This is a genomic window from Tistlia consotensis USBA 355, assembly GCF_900177295.1.
GTDB classification, from domain to species: domain Bacteria; phylum Pseudomonadota; class Alphaproteobacteria; order Kiloniellales; family DSM-21159; genus Tistlia; species Tistlia consotensis.
Map to the genome: position 1 here is coordinate 102,940 of NZ_FWZX01000010.1, position 24,135 is coordinate 127,074.

Genomic DNA, 24,135 nt, shown 5'->3' on the forward strand with positions numbered 1-24,135 from the left:
GGGCGGCAGGGGGCCTGCTAGAACAGCTTCATCAGCTCGACATGGTCGCGCAACGGATCCGGAGGTCCGTCGTACACTACCGCGCCGGTCTTGAGCACCAGGGCGCGCTGGGCGATCGGCAGCGAGAGCTGGACGTTCTGCTCGACCATCAGGATCGCGACCCCCATGGTCCGGTTGATCGTGACGACCGCCTGCATGACCCGCTCGACCAGGTTGGGCGCCAGGCCGATCGAGGGCTCGTCGAGCAGGATCACCCTCGGCTCGTGCATCAGCGCCATGCCGATCGCCAGCATCTGCTGCTGGCCGCCCGACAGGGTGCCGGCGGTCTGGCTGCGCCGCTCGGCGAGGATCGGGAAGAGCTCGAAGACCCGCTCGCGGCGCTCGGCGAGCAGGGCCGAGCGCGGCTCGACGAAGCCGCCGAGCTCCAGGTTGTCGGCGACCGAGAGCGTGCGGAACACGCCGTGGCCCTGCGGCACGTAGGCGAGGCCGTCGGTAACGTTCTCGGCCGCCTTGCGGCCGGTGATGTCGCGGCCGTGGTAGCTGACCGAGCCCCCCATCGGCTTGCCGAGCCCGAAGATCGCCCGCAGCAGCGTCGTCTTGCCGGCGCCGTTGTGGCCAAGCATCAGCAGCACCTCGCGCTCGCCGAGCGCCAGGCTGACGTCGTGCACGACGCGCTTGCGGCCGTAGCCGGCGCCCAGCCCCCGCACGGCGAGGACCACCTCGGTCCCGGAGGCCGTCTCGGCCGCTGCGGCCGCGCTGTCGGTCCTGCTCATCTGAAGTAGCGCTCCGCGAGCTCGGGGTCGGCCATCAGCTCCTCGGGCCGGCCGACCGCCATGGCATGGCCCTCGTCGAGGTAGTAGACGACGCTGCACAGCTCCTTGATGACGTCCAGGTTGTGCTCGATGATGCAGACGGTCTTGCCGCTCTCGGCCAGCCGGCGCATCACCGGGAAGATCTCCTGGAGCGTCGCGCCGTCGAGGCCGGACAGCGGCTCGTCGAACAGCAGGACGTCGGCCCCGGTCGCGAGCAGGCGCGCCACGACCAGCAGCTTCTCCTCGGCGTAGGACAGGTTCTCGGCGGTCTCGTGCAGCTGCTCCTCGAGGCCGACGAAGGCGAGCACCTCGCGGGCGCGCCGGACGTTGGCGGCCTCGTCGCGGCGCACCGCCGCCGGCCGGAAGTAGACCGAGAAGACGCTGTCGCCGACCTGCCCGGGCAGCGCCACCAGCACGTTCTCCAGCACGGTCATCTTGGTGAAGAGCCGCAGGTCCTGGAACGAGCGGGCGACGCCGGCGCGCGCCAGCTCGTAGGGCTTGAGCGCGCCGGTCGAGCTGCCGTCGAGCAGCACCTCGCCGCCGGTCGGCTTGAGGAAGCCGGTCAACAGGTTGAAGGCGGTGGTCTTGCCGGCGCCGTTCGGCCCGATCAGGCCGGTGATCGTGCCGGGCTCCAGGCGGATGTCGAGGCTGCTGATCGCGACGATGCCGCCGAACTGCTTGGCGAGGCCGCGGCCCTCGATGGTCCGGCCGCGCGCCGCCGCGCCGGCCGAGGCGCGGAGCGGGACCGCCGCCGCCTCGCCGCCGCCGGGGCCGCTGGACGCGCGGGTGCGCGCCTGGGTCTTGCGCTCGCCGAGCAGGCCCTGCGGCCGGTAGATCAGGATCGCCACCATGACCAGGCCGTAGAGCACCAGGCGCGACTTGTCGGCGATGTCGACCGGCAGCGCGATGAACTTCAGCAGCTCCGGCAGGATCACCAGGATCGCCGCGCCGAGCACCGAGCCGACCAGGTTGCCGGCGCCGCCGAGGATGACCATCGCCAGGATGTAGATCGTCTCCTCGATCAGGAAGCTGTCGGCGCCGACGTAGTTGAAGTAGCGCGCGAAGAGCGAGCCGGCGACGGCGGCGAGCCCGGCCGAGAAGGCGAAGACCACCAGCTTCATGGCGACGACGTTCTTGCCGACCGAGACGGCGGCGCTCTCGTTCTCGCGCATCGCCCTGAGCGAGCGCCCGAAAGGCGAGGTCGCCAGGCGCCAGGCGATCCAGAAGCACAGGGCCGCGACCAGCAGGGCGACCGGCAGGAAGCTCGTCGGCGAGTCCAGCGACAGCCCGAAGACCTGGTAGTTCGGCACGCCGCTGATGCCGTCGGTGCCGCCGGTCAGCCCGGTCCAGTTCATCGCGACCTCGACCAGGATGATCTGGAAGGCCAGGGTCACGACGACGAGGTAGTCGCCGACGATCCTGAGCGCCGGCAGCGCGAGCAGCGTGCCGACCCCGGCGCCGACGACGGCGCTGGCGATCAGCGGCAGCGGGAACGGCAGGCCGACGTCGACCAGCAGGATCGCCGTGGTGTAGGCGCCGAGGCCGTAGAAGGCGGCCTGGGACAGGGCGAACAGCCCGGCGAAGCCGATCAGCAGGTTGAAGGAGGTCGCGAGGATGGAATAGAGGCAGACCATCACAGCGATGTGCAGGAGGTACTCCACCGCCTTGCGCCTCCGCCCTAGAGCCGGCTCGCGCCGAACAGCCCCTGGGGCCGCGCGACGAGAATCAGGAACAGCACCACGAAGGCGATCGAGCTCTGCCACTCGGTCGGGATCTTCCAGAGCCCCAGGCTCTGCACCAGGCCGAGGGCGAATCCGCCGACCACGGCGCCGCGGATCGAGCCGATGCCGCCGACCACCACCGTGACGAAGGCCATGAAGACCGCCTGGAAGCCCATGTGCGTGGTCGCGCCGTCCTTGAGCAGGATCAGCACGGCCGGGACCGCCGAGAGCGCCGAGCCGATGGCGAAGACGGCGATCGCCATGCGGGTCGTGTCGATGCCGATGATCTCGGCCATCTCGCGGTTGTCGGTCATCGCCACGATCGCCTTGCCGAAGCGCGTGTAGCGCAGGAACAGGAACAGCGCGCCGCCGAGGATCGCCAGGCTGGCGATCTGCCAGAGATGGATCGAGGTGAAGAAGACCGGCCCCAGGAAGAAGACGTCGTAGTTGACGTTCTCGATCACCTTGTTGCCGGCGCCGAAGACGATGCCGAGCAGGTTCTCCAGCAGGATGAAGAGGCCGAGCGAGGCGATCAGCGCGACCAGGCCGGGCGCGCCGCGCACCTGGATCGGCCGGTAGATCACCAGGAAGCTCGCGACCCCCAGGACGGCCGCGACCGCGACCGCGAAGACCCCGGCGAGCGGCAGCGGCACGCCGAGCGAGGCCGCCCACCAGGCCGCGTAGGCGGCGCAGGCGAAGATCGGCCCGTAGGCGAAGTGCACGATCTTCGTGGTCGCGAAGATCAGGCCGAAGCCGACCCCGAGCAGCGCGTAGTAGCTGCCGTTGGTCAGGCCGTTGAAGAACAGCTGGAGGAAGAGGTCCATGCCGCTGCCGCCGTTCCCTGGGATGGCTGTCGCGTGCGAAGGACGGCGGCCGCCGGGGAGCCGGCGGCCGCCGCGGGACTCACCGGGTCACTTGACCTCGATGTAGTGCTGGAAGACGCCCTTGCCGGCGTCGTCGACCTTGAACAGGGCGACCCGCTTCTTGGCGACGCCGTTGTCCTGGAAGGTCATCTTGCCGCCGTAGACGCTGTCGAACACCGGGTTCTCGCGCAGCAGCTCGGCCAGCTTGTCGCCCTTGATCGGGATGCCCTTGGCCTTGGCGCGGCGCATCAGCTCGGCGATGACGTAGGTGCCCTCGTAGTAGTTCGCCGCATAGAACTCCGGCTGCTCGCCGTAGCGCTTCTCGTAGCCGTCGGCGAACTTCTTGGCCCAGCCGCCCTCGGCCGGCGTGAAGTAGTCCGAGGTGTACTCGTAGCCGGCCGCGTACTTGCCGGCCAGCTTGGCGATCTGGTCGTTGTACTCGATGCCGATGATCGGCATCTTCATGCCGAACTCGCGGGCCCGCTTGATCGCCAGGCCGGGGTCGGGGCTGAACAGCCAGAGGCCCAGGACGTCCGGCTTCGAGGCCCGGATCTTGGCCATCTGGGTGTCGATGTTGGTGGCCCCGACCTCCATCGATTCGGTGGCCACGATCTCGCCGCCCAGCGTGCCCGTCCAGTAGGGCTCGACGGCCTTGATCACGCTCTCGCCGGCGTCCGACTTCCAGGCCAGCTGGGCCATCCGCTTGGCGCCCAGCTCGTGGGCCCGGGTCGCCGCCGCCCGGCCGAGGTCGGAGGCCAGCGAGCGGTTGTGGAAGAGATACTTCGAGGCGCCGATCAGCGCCGAGGAGACGCCGCCGCCGTTGAGCAGGAAGATGCCCTTCTCGTCGGCGATCGGGGCGATCGCCAGGGTCGGCGGCGAGAAGGAGGTCAGCACCGCCTGGACGTCGTGCAGGTCGATCAGGCGGTTCATCGCCGCGACACCTTCCTTGGCGACGCCGCTCTTGTGGTCCTCGATGACCGCCTCCAGGGGCACGCCGTCGATGCCGCCGGCGGCGTTGATCTCGTCGACGGCCTGCTCGATGGCCTGCGACATGACCTTGCCGTACCAGTTGGCCTTCCCGCTCATCGCCAGGATGGCGCCGATCTTGTAGCTCTTGGGGTTGTCCTGTGCGGACGCGCCGGCGGCCAGGCCGCCGACCAGCGCCACGGACATCACGGCCGCCGCGAGCGGCCTCAGCAACGTCTTCATCAGCTGTCCTCCCTATGCTGACTGTCGTCCGCCCGCCCCTCGCCGTTTGCCGGTCTCTCGGGGACGCCGGACCTTCCGGGTGATGACTGTTCGCTACCTGTCTCTCGACTCCGTCTGATCGTCTCTTCGGCTCGAAACGTCGCGCCGCTAGCTCGGCGTGTCGGCGGCAAGGCCCAGCAGGGCGCGCCGGCGCAGCCAGAGGCTCGGGCGATAGCGGTCCTCGCCGGTGATCGCCTGCAGCTGCTCCATGATCCGCAGCGTCGTCGCCAGCCCCAGGTCGCCGGCCATCTCGAGCGGGCCGAGCGGGTAGTTGAGGCCGAGCTTGAGCGCGAGGTCGATCTCCGCCGGCACGGCCAGCCCGATCTGCGCCATGTAGCAGCCCAGGTTGGCGATGAAGGCGCGCATGCGCTGGGCGACGAAGCCCGGCGAATCGTGGATCACCGTCGCCCTGCGGCCGCTGGCGACCACCGCCGCTGCCACCGCGTCGCCCACCGCCGGGTCGGCGCCCGGCGCGGTCATCAGGGTCAGGCGCTTGTCGGTGCCGGCCGAGAGGTCGAGCGCGACGAGCCGGCGAGCATCACAGCCGCAGCGCACCGCGAAGCTCGTGGCATCCTCGCCGACCGGGTAGCCGAGCAGCGGGCTCTTGCCGTCGTCGGCGGCCAGGACCCGCAGGCCCAGCGTCTCGGCCAGGGCGGACAGCTCGGGCGAGGCCTCGGCCAGCACGACCGAGGTCGCCGCCGCGCCCGCGGGCGCGTAGTCGGCGTCGTCCGGGTCGCAGCGCTTGCCCGCCTCGTCGTAGACGTAGTGCCCGCGGCGGGTCTTGCGGCCGAAACGGCCGGCCTCGTAGAGCAGCTTGTGCTGCGGCGAGGTCGCGATCCGCGGATCGTCCATGTAGCCCTCGTAGACGATGATCGAGACCGGGAAGTTCACGTCGATGCCGGTCAGGTCCATCAGCTCGAAGGGGCCCATGCGGAAGCCGCAGCAGTCGCGCAGGATCGCGTCGATCTGCGAGGGGCTGGCGACGCCCTCGTGCTGCATGCGCAGGGCCTCGGTGGTGAAGGCGCGGCCGCCGAAGTTGACCAGGAAGCCCGGCGCGTCCTTGACCTGGACCGGCGTGCGGGTCATGCGCCGGCCGAGCGCCGCCAGCCGGTCGCAGACCGCCTGATCCGTGTCCGGCCCCTTGATGATCTCGACCAGCTTCATCAGCGGCACGGGATTGAAGAAGTGCATGCCGGCGATGCGGCCCGGCTGCCGGCAGTGCCGCGCGATCGCGCCGATCGGGATCGAGGAGGTGTTGGTCGCCAGCAGGGCGTCGTCGCGCACCACGGCCTCGAGCTCGGTGAAGACCTTGATCTTGACCTCGATGTTCTCGATCACCGCCTCGATCACGCTGTCGCAGGGCGCCAAGCCGGCGATCGCCCCGACCACCTCCAGGCGCCCGGCCATGGCGGCGCAGTCCGCGACTGCGAGCTGGCCCTTCTCGACCAGCCGCTCCAGGCGCTTGACGATCTGCTGGCGGCCGGCCTCGGCGGCGCCCTCCTTCGCGTCGAACAGCAGGGTGCGCATGCCCCCCATCGTCGAGACCTGCGCGATGCCCTGGCCCATCGCGCCCAGGCCGACGATGCCGACGCAATGATCCGGAGCGACTTCACCCTGCATAACATCCTCCCCAGTAGGTTATGATATGATAGAAGCATTCCAACGCCTTGGCCAGACGGTGTTGCGCGGCGCTCCGCAGGGAGCGGCGCGGCGCGCCGCCGCGGCCCGGAAATCCGCCCCCCGAGGCCCCACAGGGAGACCGCAAGATGACCGATGCTTCCCAGCCCGTGCTCAGCGAACGGATCGACGAGGCCGTGGTCCTCGTGCGCATCAACCGCGGCGAGGTGCGCAACGCCCTCAACACCGCGACGCGCAAGGCGCTCGCCGAGGCCTTCGCGGCCTGCCACGACGACGAGAGCGTGCGCGCCATCGTGCTGACCGGCAACGAGGAGGCCTTCGCCGCCGGCGCCGATCTCAAGGAGTTCATGGCGGCCGGCGCGGTCGACATCGCGCGCGGGCGCTCGGAGAAGTACTGGAAGACGATCATGGCGACGCCGCAGCCGATCATCGCCGCGGTCAACGGCTTCGCGCTCGGCGGCGGCATGGAGCTGGCGATGATGGCCGACATCATCGTCGCCGGCGAAGGCGCCACCTTCGGCCAGCCGGAGGTACGGGTCGGGATCATGCCGGGCGCCGGCGGGACCCAGCGCCTGACCCGGGCGGTCGGCAAGTACAACGCCATGCGGCTCTGCCTGACCGGCAAGCCGATCGACGCCGCCGAGGCCTACCGGATCGGCCTGGTCAGCCAGCTGGTCCCGGACGCCGAGGTGCTGGCCACGGCGCTCGACATGGCGCGCTCCCTGGCCAGGCTGCCGCCGCTCGCGCTGCAGGCGACGAAGGAGGCGATCCTGCATTCGGAGAACACCTCCCTCGAGGCCGGCCTCGCGATGGAGCGGCGCGCGCTGCAGGTGCTCTTCGCGAGCCGCGACAAGAACGAGGGCATGACCGCCTTCTTCGAGAAGCGCCGGCCGAGCTTCACCGGCGAGTAGCGGGGCGGGCGGCGGCGATGCCGCGGGGCGGCGGGCAGTCTTCAGTCGTGCTCCTTGAGCAGCTCGCGGGCGATGATCAGCTGCTGGATCTGCGAGGTCCCCTCGTAGAGCCGGAACAGGCGGACATCGCGGTACTGCCGCTCGATGGCGTAGTCGGCGATGTAGCCGGAGCCGCCGTGGATCTGCACGGCGCGGTCGGCGACCCGGCCGACCATCTCGCTCGCGTAGTACTTGCACATGGCCGCCAGCTTGGTGATCCGCTCGCCGGCGTCGCGCCGGCGGGCGGCGTCGAGCACCAGCGCCCGGGCGGCGGCGCATTCCGTGTCGCTGTCGGCCAGCATCGCCTGGATCAGCTGGAACTCGGCGATCGCCTTGCCGAACTGCCGCCGCTCCTTCGCGTAGCCGACGGCGTCGGCGATGATCCGCTCGGCGACGCCGATGCAGACCGCGGAGATGTGGATGCGGCCGCGGTCGAGCACCTTCATGGCGGTCTTGAAGCCCTGCCCCTCGACGCCGCCGATGATCGCATCGGCCGGCACGAAGGCGTCCTCGAAGACCACGTCGCAGACATGAGCGCCGCGCTGGCCCATCTTCTTCTCGGGCTTGCCGAGGCGGATGCCCGGCGTGTCGGCGTCGACGATGAAGGCGGAGATGCCGCGGGCGCCCGGCTCGTTCGGGTCCGTACGGGCCATCACGGTCAGCACGTTGGCGCGCGGCGCGTTGGTGATGAAGCGCTTGGTGCCGTTGAGCCGGTAGCCGTTGCCGTCGCGCACGGCGGCGGTCCTGAGCGAGCCGGCGTCGGAGCCGGTCTCGGGCTCGGTCAGGCAGAACGAGCCGACGATCTCGCCGCTCGCCATGCCCGGCAGGTACTTCTGCTTCTGCTCCTCGGTGCCGTCGATCACCAGGCCCTGGGCGCCGATGCCGACGTTGGTGCCGAAGACCGAGCGGAAGGCCGGCGAGGTGTGGCCCAGGACCATGCCGATCCGCGCCTCCTCGTAGCAGCCGAGGCCGAGGCCGCCGTACTCAGGCGGGATGGTCAGGCCGAACAGGCCGAGGGCCTTCATGTCCGCGACCACGTCGTCGGGCACACGGTCGGTGCGCTCGACCTCCTCCTCGCGCGGCTTGAGCTTCTGCTCGACGAAACGATCGACCGTGTCGATCAGCTGCTCCAGTTCGGCGTCCTCGCTGCCCATCCCCATCTCCTGTCATCGTCGGACTCGACATACGCCCGGGTAGGTTGCCTTTTGCCGGAGCCGAACGCCAGTCCCCTTCGCCGTCGCGCGCGGCAGGGCATCCATGCAGACTTCCGGAAAGGAACGCCATGAGCGACTCGAGCGAACCCGCCGTCCAGTCGGACAGCCCGGACTACGATCCGCGATCAGGCGAGATCGTCGTCGGCCTGCAGCGGCTGCTGGGCTATCGCGTCGGCGCGTGGAGCGACGGCTTCTGCCGCATGGTGCTGCCGCTCGACGAGCGGCACCTGAACCGCTTCTCCGGCGTGCACGGCGGCATCTATGCGACGCTCGCCGATGCCGCCGGCGGCTTCTCGGGCTGCTATCCCGATACGCCGGGCCTGCGGCGGCGCTGCGTGACCCTGTCGCTGACCACGAACTTCCTGAGCCAGCCCGGCGACGGGCTGCTGGCCGCGGAGGCGCAGGTCCGCGGCGGCGGTCGCAGCATCTTCTTCTCCGACATCGAGATCCGCGACGGCGGCGGCCTGCTGCTCTGCACCGCCTCCGGCACCTTCCGCTATCGCGAGCCGCTTCCGGCGCGCCCCGGCGAAGGCCCGCCGCCGGCCTGAGCCGCGGCGTTCCCTGCCTGGACAAGCCGCCATCCTACGCGTCAGTATGTCGGCCGCGGCGACGGAAGCAGGCTTGTCCTGGGGCGGTCGGCGCCACGCAGAACAAGAAGCACGAGAGAGACGGGAGGACAGGATCCATGTTCAAGCTGAAGTGGCTCGTCGCGAGCGGATTCGCGGCCGGCACCCTCTTCGCGGCCGGGCTGTCGGTCGCCGCCACCAGCATCACGGCCTCGCTCTGGGTCGGCCCCAAGCATCCGGTCGCGGTCGGCGCCTACGACCCCTACGTCGCCGAGCTGAAGAAGCGCGACGACTTCGACGTGAAGTACTTCCAGGGCGGCGCGCTGCTCGGCGCCAAGCCGACGCTGTCCGGCCTGCGCGACGGCATCGCCGACGTCGGCATGATGGCGATGACCTACTTCCCGGCGGAGTTCCCGCACGCCCAGCTGGTCGCCGACATGGGCCTGTCGACGCCCTCCAGCCTGGCGGCCATGATGGCGGTCAGCGAGTTCAACCTGCTGCACTGCCCGGCCTGCCTGCAGGAGTACCAGGCCCAGAACATCGTCTACACCGGGACCTACTCGACGGCGCCCTATACGATCATCTCGAAGGTCCCGATCCGCTCGGCCGCCGACCTCCAGGGCAAGAAGATGCGCGTGCCCGGCTCGCTCTGGTCGCGCTGGGCCGCCGACGTCGGCGGCGTCGAGGTCAACGTGCCCTCGAGCGAGATGTACGAGGGCCTGGACAAGGGCGCGCTCGACATCGCGATCCAGGCGATCGGCGCGCTGCGCTCCTACAGCCTGTGGGACACCGCCAAGTACGTGACGCGCGTCAACCTCGGCACCTACCACTCGCTGTCGCTGATGTCCTACAACCACGACACCTGGGCCGCGATGAGCAACGAGCAGCGGCGCTTCCTGCTGAACGACGCCGCGCGCGCCGGCGTCGACGCGACGCTGCAGTACCTCAAGACCGACGAGGAGGTGCTGGCGAAGAGCAAGGAGCACGGCGTCGAGGTCATCAAGGCGCCGGACGACCTGGTCAAGCAGAAGGCCGACTTCGTCGAGGGCGATGTCGAGACCATCGTCAAGGACTCCAAGGAGAAGCGCGGCATCGAGGACCCCGCCCAGGAGGTCAAGACGCTGCGCGAGCTGCTGGCCAAGTGGCAGGGCATCGTCGAGGAGACCGGCGGCGACCGCGACAAGCTGATCGCGCGCTTCCGCAGCGAGGTCTACGACAAGCTGCCCGACGACTACGGCGTCTGAGCGGCGCCTGAGACGGACCCCGGGGCCGCCCCGCGCCGACCGGCGCGGGGCGGCCTTCCTGCCCGAGCGAGCATGTCCTCCAGCGCCTACATCGTCGGCACCGGCCTGACGCCCTTCGGCGACCTCTCGCCGGCGACGACCCTCGATCTCATGAGCCGGGCCGCGCAGGCGGCGCTCGACGACGCCGGCCTGGAGCGCGGCGCGATCGACGGCCTGCTGGTCGGCTATTCGACGACCTTCCCCCACCTCATGCTCTCGACCGCCTTCGCCGAGCATTTCGGCCTGGCGCCCGGCTATGCCCACGGCCTCCAGCTCGGCGGCGCGACCGGGCTGGCGATGCTGGCCGCGGCCCGCCACCTGGTCGTCGCCGGCGCCGCGCGGCGCATCCTGGTGGTCGCCGGCGAGAACCGCCGCAGCGGCCAGAGCAGCGACCAGACGATCTCGACCCTGGCCCAGGTCGGCGACGCCGCGCACGAGGTGCCGAACGGCGGCACCGTGCCGGCCTACTATGCCCTGGTCGCCGAGCGCTACCTGCACGAGACCGGCTGCAGCGAGGCCGACCTCGCCGAGCTGGTCGTGCTGATGCGCCGCCACGCCGCCGCCTATCCCGGCGCCCACTACCCCGAACCGGTCACGGTCGAGGAGGTGCTGGCCTCGCGGCCGATCGCGACGCCCCTGAAGCGGCTCGACTGCTGCCCGATCTCCGACGGCGCCGCGGCCCTGGTCGTCTCGGCCGAGCCCGGCCCGGTGCCGGTGCGCATCGCCGGCACCGGCCAGGCCCACACCCATCTCAGCCTGATGCACGCGCCCGACGACATCGGCGCCGGCGCCCGGCGCGCCGCCGCCGCCGCCTTCGCCCAGGCCGGCCGCGGCCCCGCCGACGTCCGGCTGATCGGCATCTACGACAGCTTCTCGGTGACCCTGGCGATCCTGCTCGAGGCCTGCGGCTTCGCCGCGCCGGGCGGCAGCGCCGAGGCCGTGCGTGCCGGCCGCTTCGGGCTCGACGGCCCGCAGCCGCTCAACCCGCACGGCGGCCTGCTGGCCTACGGCCACAGCGGCGTCGCCGGCGGCATGGCCCACGCCGTCGAGGCGGCGCGCCAGATGGCCGGGCGCTCGCCGACCCGGGCCGTCGCCGATCCCGCCTGCGCCTTCGTCCATGCCGACGGCGGCGTGCTCTCGTCCCACGTCAGCCTGGTGCTGGAGCGCGGCACGGCATGAGCAGCGCGACCCTGCCTCTGGTCCTCCAGCGCTGCCCGGCCTGCGGCCACCGCATGCTGGCGCGCCGGCTCTACTGCCCGGCCTGCGGCCGCGAAGGCCCGGAGCCCTGCGAGAGCAGCGGCCGGGGCCGGGTCCGGTCGGTCACGACGGTGCACCGCGCCGCCGGCCCCTCGCCGCTCGGGCCCGCGCCCTTCACGCTGGTCCTGGTCGAGCTGGAGGAGCACTGCGCCGACCGGGTCATGGCCCTGGCCCGCGCGCCGCTGCCGATCGGCACGGCCGTCGCGGTGCGCCGACTCGGCCCGGCCGCGGGGGCGCCCTACCTCGCCGAGCCCCTGGCCGGCTGACCGACCGAAGAATCCTCAGGCGCCGGCCAGCCAGCGCCCCTCGATCGCGCTCTCGCCGGAGCGCTTGACGACCCGGAAGGCACGACCCGGCGCGTCGCCCTCCGGCAGCAGCTCGGCGCGCACCTCCTCGCCGACGAAGACCGGCGCACGGAAGCGCAGCTCGACCCGGTCCGTCCCGAGGCCCTCCGGCGGCAGCGCCAGCAGGTCCCAGACCAGGGCGAGGGTCAGGGTGCCGTAGACGATCGGCCGGCCGAGCGGCGTCTTCGCCGCGAAGTCGGCATCGAGGTGCAGCGGGTTGAAGTCGGCGGTCAGCTCCGCATAGGCCTGCAGAGCCTCGGCGCCGAAGGCCCGCCAGGGGCCGCTGGTCGTCGCGGTCACGCCGCCCATACGAACTCCATCTCGCTGTCCAGCACCGGGCCGGCACCGGTCGAGAGGCCGGCACCGAAGCGCAGCCAGAGCCGTCCCTTGCGCTGCCACTTGTCGAGGCAGCGCAGCGCGACCGTCGCGTCCTCGCCCGGCCGGGCGGTGCGATGCCAGCGCAGCAGGAGGCCGGCGTGGATGTTGCCCGGCGGACGCGGGGTCACCGCCTCGATGTAGCCCCGCATCATGACCGCCACCAGGCAGCCGCGCGGCACCGCCGCTTCGTCATGGGCCCCGTTTGCCGCCGGGGCCGGCATGGCCCGCCGCCAGGCGGCGAGGGCCTCGTCGAGCCGGTAAACGCGCGGCTCGAAGGCCTGGCCGGGCGTCAGCTGGTCGTAGAGCAGCACCGGTCCCCGACCGCCGCCGGTCATCGGCCGGGAATGCCGCTGGCGGTCCGGCAGAGCGCCGCCAGTTCCTCGCCCATGGCGCGGAGCCTGTCCGGCGGCGAGGACTGAGCCAGCGTGATGGCCGAGATCCCGAGGAAGGGGCGGGCGCGGTCGTCGCAGACCACCGCCGCGGCGGAGTGGATGCCGGTGTAGAGATTGCCGAGATCGAGGCCGTAGCCGCAGCCCCGCGCCTCCTCGACCTCCCTCAGATAGTCCTCGAACGACAGCGGGGTCTGCCAGCGCAGATGGCTGAAGCGCCGGCGCAGCTCGTCCTCGGGCAGGGCGAGGCGAGCGGCGACGACGCGGCCGACCGCGCCGATCAGGCTCGGGATCCGCTGGGTCACCTGGATGTCGAGGCGCACCGGCGTGTCGGCCAGCGCCCGGTCGATCAGGACGGCGCGCTCGTCGGCGAGACGCCAGAGCGCGAAGAGGCACTCGTGGTTGGTCGCGAGACGGACCAGCTCGGGGCGCAGCAGGTCGGTGTAGTCGCGTCCGAGCAGGCTGCGGCTGAGCGCGAGCAGGCCGAGGCCGGGGCTGTAGGCCTTGAGCGCCGGATCGAAGGCGACGAGCCCCCCGCGCACCAGCGTGCGCAGGATCTGGAAGGCCGTCGAGGGATTGACCCGCGCCTGGCGCGCCGCCGCCGTGACGCCGAGCGGCCCGGGCGAGTCGGCCAGCACCTGCAGCAGGCGCACGGCATGGAGCACCGCGCCGACCGGCTTGCCGCCGAGCTCTCCGCTCGGCTCGCCGCCGGACGGCCCCTGGGCGCCCGACAGGGCGCGCGCCTGCGCGGCGGGCGCGGCGGCCGGCTCGTCCGTCGAAGGATCGTGCCTCGTCATCCTCTCCATCATTTCAGAGGCCGGCCGGCGCGCGCGACGCCTTTCCGTCGCCCGGCTCCCGAAACCGCCGGGGCCGGCGTCCCGCCCGTCAAGGCGCTTCCAGGGGCTGCGCCAGGAAGGCGGGCATCGCCTCCAGCCGTGCCGTCAGCGCCTCCAGCCGCGGCAGCGAAAGGCCCTCGAGCAGCAGCGGGTCGGCCGCGCGGGCGAAGCTCGTGGCGATCGCCGCGGCGATCGCATCCTGGCTCAGCTCCGCCTCACCCTCGGGTGCCGGCAGATCCGCGAGGCTCTCGTCGAGCAGGCCGAAGGCCGTGCGCGCCTGGCTGCGCAAGGCCGTCTCGAACGGCGAGGCCTCCGACCCCGGCGGCCGCTGCCTGGAGGCACGGACGGCATAGGCGGCCTTCTCCTGGGCAGTCAGGACCAGGGCGAGGCGCTGGAGCGCTCGCCGGCGCCGCGGGCCGCGCGGCGCCAGCAGCCGGCCCCAGAGGTCGTGCGTCTCCAGCAGGTAGTCGATGATGAAGCCGCTGTCGGTCAGCCGCTCGCCGTCCGGCAGCAGCAGCACCGGGACGCGGCCGGCCGGATTGTAGGCCCGGACCGCCTCGGCATCGCGCGACGGCGCCAGCTTGATCTGCTCGAAGGGCTGGTCCAGCAGGCGCAGCGTCACGGCGACGCGCCGGGTGTAGGGCGAGGCGTTCCGCCCGATCAGGGTGTAGCCGCCGGTCATCGGCCGGTCCCGCCCGGGCCCGCGACAACTCCCCACCGCCGGCGGACCGAGGCCGCCTGCCCTGCGCTGTCCGTCACCTCGCCCTCCCCAGGGTCCCGCCGGACGGCCGCTCGCGTCCGGCATGGCTCTTCTTGTCCGGCCATTCTCTATTCCGAATATCATTCTGACAACGGGATATTTTGCCTCGGAGAGGCCGAGCGCCGGCAAGCCGCGGCTGTTCGATAGAAGACGGCTGTCGTGGTCGGCGTCTCGACCCCCGAGGTCCGAGCCTCGATGCGCGGCGAGAGCCCCGCAGCGTTCCGGACGTCGCGCGAGGTGGCGATCGGCGTACCGGCCGCTTCGTCGAGCGCGTCGAGCGCGAGAACGGCAAGCTGGCCGAGCGGAAGGTCTGGAACGACCTGGCGGAGCGGGCCGCGGGCGGGTGCCGACCTGCCGCTAGGAGGCCCCCTCCGGTCGCCCCGACGCGGCGCCGTCGCGCCGCTCGGGCGCGCTACTCCTCGAAGCGGCTCGTGGCGTCGCGATCGCCGTCGTATCGTCTCGCGAGGGGAAACGGCGGCAGCCAGGACTCCCGACGGACGATCCAGCTCTCGTAGGTCGGCTTCAGCTGGTCGGGAGCGTCCAGGGATCCCAGGTTCACCTCGATTTCGTCTCCGCTGCGCGCGAAGACGGAGGAGCCGCAGCGGGGACAGAAGAAGCGCCCGGCGTAGTCGCCGGTCTCGCCTTCGACCGTCACTGCGTCCTCGGGGAACACCGCGGAAGCGTGAAACAGCGCCCCGTGATGCTTGCGGCAGTCGAGGCAGTGACAGAGGCCGACCCGGTAGGGGCGTCCCGACGCCACGATTCGGACGTTGCCGCACAGGCAACCGCCGGTGAAGCGGTCCATGCCGCGTCTCCTCCAAGGGCAAGCGGTCGGATTGGTTACAACGAACGGCACCGTTGTTTCAATTGCCGGCCGCGGGCCTCGATAGGTCGCGGACGTCGGCGTCCTGCCCGCGTTCCGGGTCGACCCGGCCCGGGCCGCCTGGCAGCGGTCGCGTGCGGGGTCTGTGTCCCCGCGAATGCAGGAACCCGGCCGCGCGGCAGCGCTGGCGGGGTTCGGCGGTCCGCGACAAAGCTGCCGGACCGTACCGGAGACACGGGCAACACCTCCCGGCTGGCATGGCTGCCAGGAGGCCGAGACACCCCGGAAGGAGTGTCCGGTGGTGGACGAGCGCCTGCGGTTCGTGTCCCGCCCGCTGGACGGGGAGGCGATGACGGGGGCCTGCCCGCGAGTCCGGGATCTCGCGCGCTCACGCCCCGATCGGCTCTTCCCTCCGCTGACGCCGCAGAAATGCGAGCCAATCCGCCATGCCTTCGCCGGTGCGGGCCGACAGCACGATGAGCTCGGCGTCCGGATTGACCTGCCGGATGTTCTCGAAGCAGCGCGCCTGGTCGAAGTCGACGTGAGGCGCCAGGTCGATCTTGTTCACGATCACCGCGCCGGCCGCCCGGAACATGTGCGGATACTTGAGCGGCTTGTCCTCGCCCTCCGGCGTCGAGATTATCGCCACCTTCATGCGCTCGCCGAGGTCGAAGAGCGCCGGGCAGACCAGGTTGCCGACGTTCTCGATCATCAGGATCGAGCCCGGCGGCGGGTCGAGCTTGCGGGTCGCTTCGGCGACCATGTCGGCCTCCAGGTGGCAGCCGGCGCCGGTGTTGATCTGGATCGCCCGGGCACCGGCCGCGCGGATCCGCTCGGCGTCGTTGGCGGTCATCTGGTCGCCCTCGATCACCGCGATCTCGACGCCCCCGGCCAGCGCCTCGATGGTGCGCTCCAGCAGGGTCGTCTTGCCGGCGCCGGGCGAGCTGACCAGGTTGAGCGCCAGCACGCCCCGGCCCTCGAACCAGCCGCGGTTGCGCAGGGCGATCCGGTCGTTCTCGGCGAGCACCGCCTGCTCCAGCGAGACGACCTCGCCGTTCGGCCCGTGGACGTGCGGTTGGTCGTGACCATGATCATGCCCATGCTCATGGTCGTGATCGTGCCCCTGGCCATGGGCATGGTGGTGATGGTGCCCTTCGTCATGGCCGGGGCCGGCGAGCGGGCCCCGGCGCAGGACCGAGCGCTCGCCCTTCTCCGGGTCGGTCAGGGTCACCGGATCGGCGGGGTCCGAGCATCCGCAGGTACCGCACATCAGGCCACCTCCTCCAGCTCATAGTCCTTGATCAGGAAGGCGTCGCCCTCGGCCTCGAGGAACTCGAGGCTGGCGCCGGCGAGCACCGTGCCCTCCGCGGCGAGGCCGAAGCAGAAGCTGAGCGCCCGGGGCTCGACGCAGGCGAAGGGGCCGATCGCGAGACGCACGCGCCGGACCCGGCGGCGGCCGGCGTGCTCCGCCACGATCGACACGATGTTCCGCGTCAGGCCCAGCTCGTGCATCAGAAGCCGCCCCAGGCCGCGCGGCCGGTCTCGATCATCACGTCGGCGCCGAGCCCGAGGGCGAGCGCCGCGGCAGCGAACGACAGGCCCTTGTAGAGCCAGCTGGCGTGGCGCTCGGCCGCGCCCAGCGGCCAGGCCGCGACGAACGACAGGGTCGCCATGCCGAGCATCGAGCCGAGCCCGAAGACCAGCACGTAGCCGACCGCCAGCCAGGCGTCGCGCGTCGCCGCCACGGCCAGCGCGAGCAGGCCGGCCGAGCCGGCGGCGCCGTGCATCAGGCCGACGAAGAGCGCCCGCAGCGGCGGGCTGGAGGGATGTTGGTGCCGATGCGGGTCCGCGTCGTGCGGCCGCGTCGCGCCGGCATGGCCGTGGGCATGGAGGTGGGCCCTGCCCTCGCCGTGGCGGTGGGCGTGGAAGTGGATCCGCTGCCGGCGCAGGCGCCGCAGCACGTCGAGGCCGAGCAGCACCAGCATGACCCCGACGCCGAACTCGAGCGCGGCCGCCAGCCGGTCGGTCAGGGTCAGGCCGAGCAGGATCACCGCCGCGCAGATCGCGAAGAGCGTGATGGTGTGGCCGAGGCCCCACAGCGCCCCGCGCAGCGCCAGGCCCCGCTTCGAGCCGCGCGCCCCGATCGCCATCGCGCCGACCGCCGCCAGATGGTCGGCCTCCAGCGCGTGCTGCATGCCGAACAGAAACCCGAGCGCCAGGAACCCTTCCACGTCCCTTCCTCTCCTCAACAGATCCGCGGCAGCTGCTCGCCGACCAGCATGTCGACGATGCGCCGGCCACCGAGCAGGGTCCGCATGACCACCACCGCCGGGTGGGCCTCGACAGCCCGTCCGATGGCGACGGCGCCGCGGCCGGCCGGATGGCCGCGCATCGCGGCCAGGGCCGCCTCGGCCTCGCCGGCCGGCGCGAAGAGCACCAGCGTGCCCTCGTTCGCCAGATAGAGCGGGTCGAGGCCGAGGATCTCGCAGATCCCCTTGGCCTCGTCGCGCAGCGGCAGCGCGGCCTCGTCGAGCTCGATGCCGACACCGGCCGCCTCGGCGATCTCGTTGAGCGCCGAGGCGAGACCGCCGCGGGTGCAGTCACGGGCCGCCCGCACCCCGGGCGCCGCGGCCAGCACCGCCTCCATCAGGCCGTCGAGCGGCCGGCAATCGGAGACGATGTCGCTGGTCAGCGCCAGATCGCCGCGCGCCGCCAGGATCGCCGCGCCGTGATCGCCGAGCACGCCGTTGACCAGCGCAACGTCGCCGGCCCGGACCCGGCTGGCCGCGAGCCGCCGCCCGGCCGGGATGACGCCGACGCCGGAGGTGGTGACGAAGAGCTTGTCCGCCGAGCCGCGGCCGACGACCTTGGTGTCGCCGGTCACGATCACCACGCCCGCGGCCTCGGCCGAGGCGCGCATCGAGGCCGCGACCCGGCGCAGCAGCGCGACCTCGACGCCCTCCTCGATGATGAAGGCGGCCGACAGCCAGAGCGGCCGCGCGCCACCGACCGCGAGGTCGTTGACCGTGCCGCAGACGGCGATCGTGCCGATGTCGCCGCCCGGGAACTCGACGGGATCGACGACGAAGCTGTCGGTCGTGAAGGCGAGCTGCGCGCCCGGCTCGGCGAGCGCCGCCGAGCTCAGGCGCGCCTGGTCCTCCAGCTCGCCCATCTCGGGGTTCCGGAAGGCCGCGACGAAGACGTCGGCGACCAGGTCGCGCATCGCCTTGCCGCCGCCGCCGTGGGCCAGGGTGACGCGCTCGGCCGAAAGCCGTCGGGGCGGCGCCATGACGTTCACTCCGCCGCCTCCGCGCCGCCGTGCTGCCCATCCCCGTGCTGCCCGCCCCCGTGCTGCCCACCCCCGTGCTGCCCGCCGCCATACTGGTAGTAGGCGGCGCAGGCGCCCTCGCTGGAGACCATCAGGGCGCCCATCGGGGTCTCCGGCGTGCAGGCCGTGCCGAAGACCTTGCACTGCCGCGGCTTGATCACGCCCTTCAGCACCTCGCCGCACTGGCAGGACTTGGGATCGGCGATCCGGAGCTGCGGCAACGGGAAGCGGCGCTCGGCGTCGAAGCCCGCATAGGCCGCGCTGAGGCGCAGGCCGGAGTGGTCGATCGAGCCGAGGCCACGCCACTCGAAGAAGGGCCTGAGCTCGAAGACCCGCCCGACCGCCTCCAGCGCCTGGCGGTTGCCCGCGTCGAGGACGACCCGGTCATACTGGTTCTCGATCTCGCAGCGTCCCTCGTCGAGCTGCTTCAGCAGCATCCAGATCGACTGCAGGATGTCGAGCGGCTCGAAGCCGGCAATCACCACGGGGCGCCGGTAGTGCTCGGCGATGAAGGCATAGGGCCGGTTGCCGATGACCATGGAGACGTGGCCGGGCCCCAGGAAGCCGTCGATGCGCAGGTCCGGCGAATCGAGGATCGCCTTGATCGTCGGGATGATCGTGATGTGGTTGCAGAAGAGCGAGAAGTTGCCGATGCCCTCGGCCTCCGCCTGCAGCACGGTCAGCGCCGTCGACGGCATCGTCGTCTCGAAGCCGAGCGCGAAGAACACGACCTCGCGCTCGGGGTTGTCGCGGGCGAGCGCGAGGGCGTCGAGCGGGGAATAGACCATGCGCACGTCGGCGCCGTCGGCCCTGGCTTGCAGCAGACTCTTCTTCGAGCCGGGCACGCGCATGGCGTCGCCGAAGGTGGTGAAGATGACCTCGGGCCGCTCCGCCAGGGCGACGCAGTCGTCGACGCGCCCCATCGGCAGCACGCAGACCGGGCAGCCCGGCCCGTGCACGAGCTCGATCTTCCCGGGCAGCAGGGCTTCCAGGCCGTAGCGGAAGATCGAGTGGGTGTGGCCGCCGCAGACCTCCATGATCTGCAGGGGCCGCCCCTCGGGGGTCTCGATGCGCCCGGCCAGCACCTCGATCTCGCGGAGCAGTGTCCTGGCCTTCACCGGGTCGCGAAACTCGTCGACGTACTTCATGGCGCCGCGCCTTCCGCCGGCCCGGAACCGGCAGCGAGCCCGCCGCGCGTGTCGGCGAGCAGGCTGTGCACCAGGTCCCAGAGGATGTGATAGATCGCGACGTGGCATTCCTGGATGCGATGGATGCTGTCGCTCGGCACCACCAGGCAGTGGTCCAGGCTGGCGCTCCGCGCCATCGCGCCACCCGCCATGCCGGCGAGGCCGACGGTCGTCAGGCCCAGCGCCTTGGCCTTGTCGAAGGCGGCCATCAGGTTGGCGGAGTTGCCGCTGGTCGAGACCCCGATCAGCCCGTCGCCGGCGCGGCCGTGCGCCACGATCTGGCGCAGGTAGACGTGCTCGAAGCCGACATCGTTGCCGACCGCCGTCATGACCGCGACGTCGGCCGTCAGGCAGGTCGCCGGCAGCGCCGGCCGTCCGGCGGTCACCGGATGCTGGAACTCGACGGCGATGTGCGCGGCGTCGCAGAAGGAGCCACCGTTGCCCATGGTGAAGAGCCGTCCGCCGCCACGATAGACTCCGGCAATGGCCCGGGCGACCGCCACGACGGCTTCGGCGTTCTCCTCGAAGAAGCGGCGCTTGACCTCGACCGAGTCCCCGGCCTTGCGGCGCAGGGATTCGACGAGGCCCGCCGCGAGGTCCCGCTCGTCCCGGCGCTCGCCATAGAGGAAGGGATAGAGGCTGCCCAGGGTGTCCTCGGCGATGCTCGTCATCGCCAGGCCCTTCCCGAGGCGCGCATCGCCTCCAGCTCCTGCTGGACCTCGCCGAGCTCGGCCAGGATCTCCAGGGTGCGGGCCGCCTGCGCCTCGTCGATGCGGCTCATGGCGAAGCCGACGTGGACCAGCACCCAGTCGCCGACGCAGTCGGCGACCGCATGGTCCTCGTCGACGATGCAGGCCAGGTTGACCTGGCGCCGGACGCCGCCGATCTCGACGATGCCGAGCTTCTTGGCGGCGTCGCTGATCTCGACGATCCGGCCCGGAATGCCTAGGCACATGGCTCCCTCCCTGGCTGCGTCTGCCGCGACTGGGCCTGCCGCGACTGGGCCTGCCGCGACTGGGCCTGCCGCGTCGCCAGCGCGACGACAGCCTGGCCGAGCGCCAGGCCGCCGTCGTTGGCCGGCACCCTCTCGTGACTCAGCACGGAGAAGCCCCGCGCTTCCAGCCCCTCGTGGACCAGGGCCAGGAGCGTGCGGTTCTGGAAGCAGCCGCCGCTCAGTGCAACCGTCGGATAGGACCGCTCGGCGCCCGAGAGGCGCTCGGCCATCGCCACGATGCCCTTCGCCAGGCCGCGGTGGAAGCGGGCCGCGATCACCCCGACCGGAGTCTCCAGGTGCAGGTCGCCGAGCAGCGCGCGCCAGGCGGCGAGCGGCTCCAGGTAGGGCAGGCCTCGGCCGCCGAGCAGCGGGATCGAGAAGGGATAGGCCAGCTCGTCCGGCTCTCCGAGCGCCGCCGGATCGACCGCCGCCTCCAGGCGCATCGCCGCCTCGCCCTCGTAGGCCTGCTCGTCCCAGGCCAGGCCGCAGAGCGCCGCAGCAGCGTCGAACAGCCGGCCGCAGGACGAGGAGAGCGGCGAATTCAGTCCCTTGGCGATCATCGCGTCGAGGGTCGCGCGCGGCAGCGCTTCGAGCCGCTCGAACAGCGCCAGATGGCCGAAGTTCATGGCCAGCTCGGCCCAGCCCAGTTCCGCCATCAGCTGGGCATAGGCGTTGCGCCAGGGCGCGCGGACCGCCGCGGACCCGCCCGGCAGGGCGACCGGCTTCAGGCAGCCGAGGCGCCGGGAGCTCCGGTAGTCGCAGGCCAGGAACTCACCGCCCCAGATCGTGCCGTCCTCGCCGAATCCGAGCCCGTCGAGAGCGATGCCGAGCACCGGCCCGCTATCGAGCGGCAGGCCGTTCTCGGCCAGGCAGGCGGCGATGTGGGCATGGTGGTGCTGGACCTCGACCAGCGGCAGGCCGGCGCCGAGCGCCATCTCCCGGCCGCGCTTGCTCGAAAGGTAGTCGGGGTGGCGGTCGACCGCGACCAGCTCGGGCTCGTGCTCGTAGAGCCCTTGGTAGAGCGCCAGGTTGCGGGCCGCCTCCTCGGCGGTGGCGGCGTCCTCGAGGTCGCCCATGTGCTGGCTCAGGATCGCCTGGCCGTCCTTGACCAGGCAGAAGGCGTTCTTCAGCTCGCCGCCGAGGGCCAGCACCCGCAGGCCGCCGTCGAAGCCAGCCGGCAGCGCGATCGGCGCCGGCGCGTAGCCGCGCGCGCGGCGCAGCAGCCGCGGCCGGCCGAGATCGACGCGGAGCACGGAATCGTCGATGCGGTTGGCGATCTCGCGGTCGTGCATCAGGGCAAAGTCGGCGACCCCGGCCAGCTCCGCGCGCGCCGCCTCGTTGCGGGTGCACTGCGGCCGGCCCGAGACGTTGCCGCTGGTCATGACGACCGGCCGCGCCATGCGGCGCAGCAGCAGGTGGTGCAGCGGCGTGTAGGGCAGCATGAAGCCGAGCTGGCCGAGGCCGGGCGCAACCGCGTCCGGCAGGGCCTCGCCCTCCGCCTGCAGCAGGACGATCGGCGCCGCAGGGCTCTGCAGCGCCGCCGCCTCCGCCTCCGAGAGCGCGCAATAGCGCCGGATCGTCTCCAGGTCGCGGGCCATCAGCGCAAAGGGCTTGGCCCGCCGGCCCTTGCGCGCGCGCAGACGCTCGACCGCCGCCGCGTCGGCCGCGTCGCAGGCCAGGTGGAAGCCGCCGATGCCCTTGATCGCGACGATATGGCCCTTGGTCAGCATGCCGCCGGCCGCATCGACCGCGTCGAGCAGGGAGAAGGCCTCGTGGCTGACCGCGCCGCCGCCCAGGTGCTCGATCCAGGCGCGCGGCCCGCAGGCGTGGCAGGCGATCGGCTGGGCGTGGAAGCGCCGGTCGGCCGGGTCCTCGTACTCGGCCCGGCAGTCCGGGCAGAGCGCGAAGGCGCGCATCGTCGTGCGCTCGCGGTCGTAGGGTGCCGCCTCGACGATCGAGAAGCGCGGCCCGCAGTTGGTGCAGTTGGCGAAGGGGTAGCGGTAGCGCCGGACGAAGGGGTCGCGCACCTCGGCCAGGCAGTCGGGGCAGGTCGCCGCGTCCGGCGTCACCGAGGCGTGCATGGCGCCGCCGCCCGACAGGGCGATTCGGAAGCCCTCGGGCGCCGGCCCGTCGAGCGGCGCCGTCTCGATCCGCTCGATGCGCGCCAGCGCCGGCGCTTCCGCGCGCAGCCGCTCCGTAAAGCGCTCCAGGGCCGTGCCCCAGAGCCGGATCTCGACGCCCTCGCCGCTGTTGCGCACCTCGCCGCTGAGGCCCAGCTCGGTGGCGATGCGCCAGACCGTGGGGCGGAAGCCGACGCCCTGGACCTGGCCGCGCACCGTGATGCTCTCTCCCCTCATGGCGCCAGGTCCCAGAGCAGGACGCGGTTGTTGCCGCTGTCGGCGACGGCGAGCAGGCCATCCCGCGCCGACAGGCCGTAGGGCCAGCAGAGCGTGTCGCGGCCGGCCGGCCGCCAGGCGTTGTCGCCCTTCGAGGCGAAGTCGACCTGGCCGCTCAGCCGGTCGGCCGGAGCGTCCGGAGCGTCCGGGGCAGCCTCGCTCCAGCCGAGGAGACGCGAGTTGGCGGTGTCGGCGACGATCAGTCGTCCCTCCGAGACGGCCACAGCATAGGGCATGTTGAGCGCTGCGGCACAGGGGTAGTAGGCGCCCCGATTGTGGTCGCAGCCGGTCGCGTCGGCCTGCCCCAGCACCAGGTCGCAGGGCGCGCCGTCCCGCGTCGGCAGCCCGTCCCACAGCATGATCCGGTTGTTGCCGGCATCCGAGACCGCGAGCCGCCCCCGCCACCAGGCGAGACCGTGCGGCCAGCGCATGCCGACGGGCCCGACCGGGCCGCCGGCGTTCTCGTCCCGCGTCTCGAAGCCGGTCTGGCCGAGCACCAGGTCGGCGGGCTGGCCGTTGCGCGCCGGCCGGTCCCAGACCAGGACGCGGCGGTTGCCGCTGTCGGCGACCACCAGCTTGCCGTCGATCTCGGCGACGCCGTAGGGCCAGTGCAGGCTCGCCGCCGTCGGCCGGTCGGCGCCGCGGTTGGCCAGCATCGCGCCGGCGTCGTCCTGGCCCAGGACCAGGTCCGCCGGCCGGTTCGGCTCGGCCGGCGTCCGATGCCACAGCAGCACCCGGTGGTTCCAGGCGTCGGCGACCGCCAGCCCCTGGCCCCAGGCACAGACACCGGTCGGCACGTTGAGGGTCGCGAGGCCCACCGGGCCCTTGGCGTTGCGCCCCTCGCGCCCGAAGTCGGGCTGGCCGACCAGCAGGTCGGCCGGCGCGTCGTCCTTCATCGGCAGGCGGCGCCAGCCGAGCAGGCGGTGATGGCCGCTGTCGGCGACCCAGAGGGAGCCCTCGGGGTGCAGGCAGAGGCCGCGCGGCCCGAACAGCGAGCGGCGCGACGGGGCGAGCGGCGCGGCCAAGGCGTCCTCGCTCCAGCCGAGCACGACGCGCGGCCCGGCCGGGTCGGCCAGGGGCGCTCCCCCGGTCGCGGTCCCCGGCGCCTTCAGCGGCTGGAAGGAAGGGGCGAGCGCGACGCGCATCTC

The 24,135-nt window shown here is 72.2% G+C and carries 25 protein-coding genes; 5 read left to right on the forward strand and 20 right to left on the reverse strand.

From position 1 onward, the window contains the following. Positions 1–17: 17 nt before the first annotated feature. The 5 genes from B9O00_RS14050 to B9O00_RS14070 all read right to left on the reverse strand — a co-directional run bounded on the left by B9O00_RS14050 (position 18) and on the right by B9O00_RS14070 (position 6,264). Positions 18–773, reverse strand: a complete 756-nt coding sequence (locus tag B9O00_RS14050) for an ABC transporter ATP-binding protein (protein ID WP_085123317.1) — start codon at positions 771–773, stop codon at positions 18–20. Continuing rightward, on the reverse strand, positions 770–2,473 hold the full coding sequence (locus B9O00_RS14055; RefSeq protein WP_085123318.1) for a branched-chain amino acid ABC transporter ATP-binding protein/permease: 1,704 nt from the start codon (positions 2,471–2,473) through the stop codon (positions 770–772). Before B9O00_RS14055 ends, B9O00_RS14050 begins: the two co-directional genes overlap by 4 nt. 17 nt (positions 2,474–2,490) lie before the next feature. Beyond that, complete coding sequence (locus B9O00_RS14060; RefSeq protein ID WP_085123319.1) at positions 2,491–3,357, reverse strand: branched-chain amino acid ABC transporter permease; 867 nt, start codon at positions 3,355–3,357, stop codon at positions 2,491–2,493. 87 nt (positions 3,358–3,444) lie between these two features. Continuing rightward, positions 3,445–4,605 (reverse strand): ABC transporter substrate-binding protein, encoded by a 1,161-nt coding sequence (locus tag B9O00_RS14065; RefSeq protein WP_200808506.1) that lies wholly within the window; start codon positions 4,603–4,605, stop codon positions 3,445–3,447. A 147-nt stretch (positions 4,606–4,752) separates the two neighbouring features. Then, positions 4,753–6,264: a 3-hydroxyacyl-CoA dehydrogenase gene (locus B9O00_RS14070; protein ID WP_085123320.1), complete on the reverse strand. Its 1,512-nt coding sequence runs from the start codon at positions 6,262–6,264 to the stop codon at positions 4,753–4,755. A 146-nt stretch (positions 6,265–6,410) separates the two neighbouring features. Here B9O00_RS14070 and B9O00_RS14075 point away from each other — a divergent pair, with 146 nt between their 5' ends. Then, a complete protein-coding gene (locus B9O00_RS14075; protein ID WP_085123321.1) occupies positions 6,411–7,193 on the forward strand; it encodes an enoyl-CoA hydratase-related protein in 783 nt (260 codons plus the stop codon). 41 nt (positions 7,194–7,234) lie between these two features. Here B9O00_RS14075 and B9O00_RS14080 read toward each other — a convergent pair whose 3' ends face one another. Further along, the gene (locus B9O00_RS14080) at positions 7,235–8,386 is read right to left on the reverse strand and encodes an acyl-CoA dehydrogenase family protein (RefSeq protein WP_085123322.1); all 1,152 of its coding nucleotides are present in this window, start codon (positions 8,384–8,386) and stop codon (positions 7,235–7,237) included. Between the two features lie 128 nt (positions 8,387–8,514). Between B9O00_RS14080 and B9O00_RS14085 the strand changes: the two genes are divergently transcribed. The 4 genes from B9O00_RS14085 (at position 8,515) to B9O00_RS14100 (ending at position 11,818) form a co-directional block, all read left to right on the forward strand. Further along, entirely contained in the window at positions 8,515–8,994 is a 480-nt protein-coding gene (locus tag B9O00_RS14085; RefSeq protein WP_085123323.1) for a PaaI family thioesterase, read from the forward strand. 137 nt (positions 8,995–9,131) lie between these two features. After that, positions 9,132–10,256 carry a C4-dicarboxylate TRAP transporter substrate-binding protein gene (locus B9O00_RS14090; protein WP_085123324.1) on the forward strand — a complete coding sequence of 375 codons (1,125 nt, stop codon included), beginning with the start codon at positions 9,132–9,134 and terminating at the stop codon, positions 10,254–10,256. A 72-nt stretch (positions 10,257–10,328) separates the two neighbouring features. Further along, positions 10,329–11,474: a thiolase family protein gene (locus tag B9O00_RS14095; RefSeq protein WP_085123325.1), complete on the forward strand. Its 1,146-nt coding sequence runs from the start codon at positions 10,329–10,331 to the stop codon at positions 11,472–11,474. Beyond that, on the forward strand, positions 11,471–11,818 hold the full coding sequence (locus tag B9O00_RS14100; protein WP_085123326.1) for a Zn-ribbon domain-containing OB-fold protein: 348 nt from the start codon (positions 11,471–11,473) through the stop codon (positions 11,816–11,818). The genes B9O00_RS14095 and B9O00_RS14100 overlap by 4 nt, the downstream gene beginning before the upstream one ends. A 15-nt stretch (positions 11,819–11,833) precedes the next feature. On the opposite strand, the gene B9O00_RS14105 is transcribed toward B9O00_RS14100, so the two are convergent. From B9O00_RS14105 to B9O00_RS14170, 14 genes are all read right to left on the reverse strand, one after another. After that, entirely contained in the window at positions 11,834–12,205 is a 372-nt protein-coding gene (locus B9O00_RS14105; protein WP_085123327.1) for a MaoC family dehydratase, read from the reverse strand. Next, positions 12,193–12,609 carry a hypothetical protein gene (locus B9O00_RS14110; protein ID WP_085123328.1) on the reverse strand — a complete coding sequence of 139 codons (417 nt, stop codon included), beginning with the start codon at positions 12,607–12,609 and terminating at the stop codon, positions 12,193–12,195. Before B9O00_RS14110 ends, B9O00_RS14105 begins: the two co-directional genes overlap by 13 nt. Further along, a complete protein-coding gene (locus tag B9O00_RS14115; RefSeq protein WP_085123379.1) occupies positions 12,606–13,460 on the reverse strand; it encodes an IclR family transcriptional regulator in 855 nt (284 codons plus the stop codon). The genes B9O00_RS14110 and B9O00_RS14115 overlap by 4 nt, the downstream gene beginning before the upstream one ends. A gap of 88 nt (positions 13,461–13,548) precedes the next feature. After that, positions 13,549–14,181 (reverse strand): glutathione S-transferase, encoded by a 633-nt coding sequence (locus tag B9O00_RS14120; protein ID WP_159460218.1) that lies wholly within the window; start codon positions 14,179–14,181, stop codon positions 13,549–13,551. 490 nt (positions 14,182–14,671) lie between these two features. Then, entirely contained in the window at positions 14,672–15,064 is a 393-nt protein-coding gene (locus B9O00_RS14125) for a GFA family protein (protein WP_085123330.1), read from the reverse strand. A gap of 406 nt (positions 15,065–15,470) precedes the next feature. Then, complete coding sequence (hypB, locus tag B9O00_RS14130) at positions 15,471–16,352, reverse strand: hydrogenase nickel incorporation protein HypB (RefSeq protein ID WP_085123331.1); 882 nt, start codon at positions 16,350–16,352, stop codon at positions 15,471–15,473. Next, positions 16,352–16,594 carry a hydrogenase maturation nickel metallochaperone HypA gene (locus B9O00_RS14135; RefSeq protein ID WP_085123332.1) on the reverse strand — a complete coding sequence of 81 codons (243 nt, stop codon included), beginning with the start codon at positions 16,592–16,594 and terminating at the stop codon, positions 16,352–16,354. The genes hypB and B9O00_RS14135 overlap by 1 nt, the downstream gene beginning before the upstream one ends. Continuing rightward, positions 16,594–17,313, reverse strand: a complete 720-nt coding sequence (locus B9O00_RS14140; protein ID WP_235017128.1) for an urease accessory protein — start codon at positions 17,311–17,313, stop codon at positions 16,594–16,596. The genes B9O00_RS14135 and B9O00_RS14140 overlap by 1 nt, the downstream gene beginning before the upstream one ends. A 14-nt stretch (positions 17,314–17,327) precedes the next feature. Then, on the reverse strand, positions 17,328–18,371 hold the full coding sequence (hypE, locus tag B9O00_RS14145; RefSeq protein ID WP_089229843.1) for a hydrogenase expression/formation protein HypE: 1,044 nt from the start codon (positions 18,369–18,371) through the stop codon (positions 17,328–17,330). A gap of 5 nt (positions 18,372–18,376) precedes the next feature. Then, positions 18,377–19,558 carry a hydrogenase formation protein HypD gene (gene hypD / locus B9O00_RS14150; RefSeq protein WP_085123334.1) on the reverse strand — a complete coding sequence of 394 codons (1,182 nt, stop codon included), beginning with the start codon at positions 19,556–19,558 and terminating at the stop codon, positions 18,377–18,379. Next, on the reverse strand, positions 19,555–20,268 hold the full coding sequence (locus B9O00_RS14155) for a D-sedoheptulose-7-phosphate isomerase (protein ID WP_085123335.1): 714 nt from the start codon (positions 20,266–20,268) through the stop codon (positions 19,555–19,557). The genes hypD and B9O00_RS14155 overlap by 4 nt, the downstream gene beginning before the upstream one ends. After that, a complete protein-coding gene (locus B9O00_RS14160) occupies positions 20,265–20,552 on the reverse strand; it encodes a HypC/HybG/HupF family hydrogenase formation chaperone (RefSeq protein WP_085123336.1) in 288 nt (95 codons plus the stop codon). Before B9O00_RS14160 ends, B9O00_RS14155 begins: the two co-directional genes overlap by 4 nt. Continuing rightward, complete coding sequence (gene hypF, locus B9O00_RS14165) at positions 20,543–22,948, reverse strand: carbamoyltransferase HypF (RefSeq protein ID WP_085123337.1); 2,406 nt, start codon at positions 22,946–22,948, stop codon at positions 20,543–20,545. The genes B9O00_RS14160 and hypF overlap by 10 nt, the downstream gene beginning before the upstream one ends. Then, positions 22,945–24,132: an NHL repeat-containing protein gene (locus B9O00_RS14170; RefSeq protein WP_085123338.1), complete on the reverse strand. Its 1,188-nt coding sequence runs from the start codon at positions 24,130–24,132 to the stop codon at positions 22,945–22,947. The genes hypF and B9O00_RS14170 overlap by 4 nt, the downstream gene beginning before the upstream one ends. Positions 24,133–24,135: the final 3 nt, after the last annotated feature.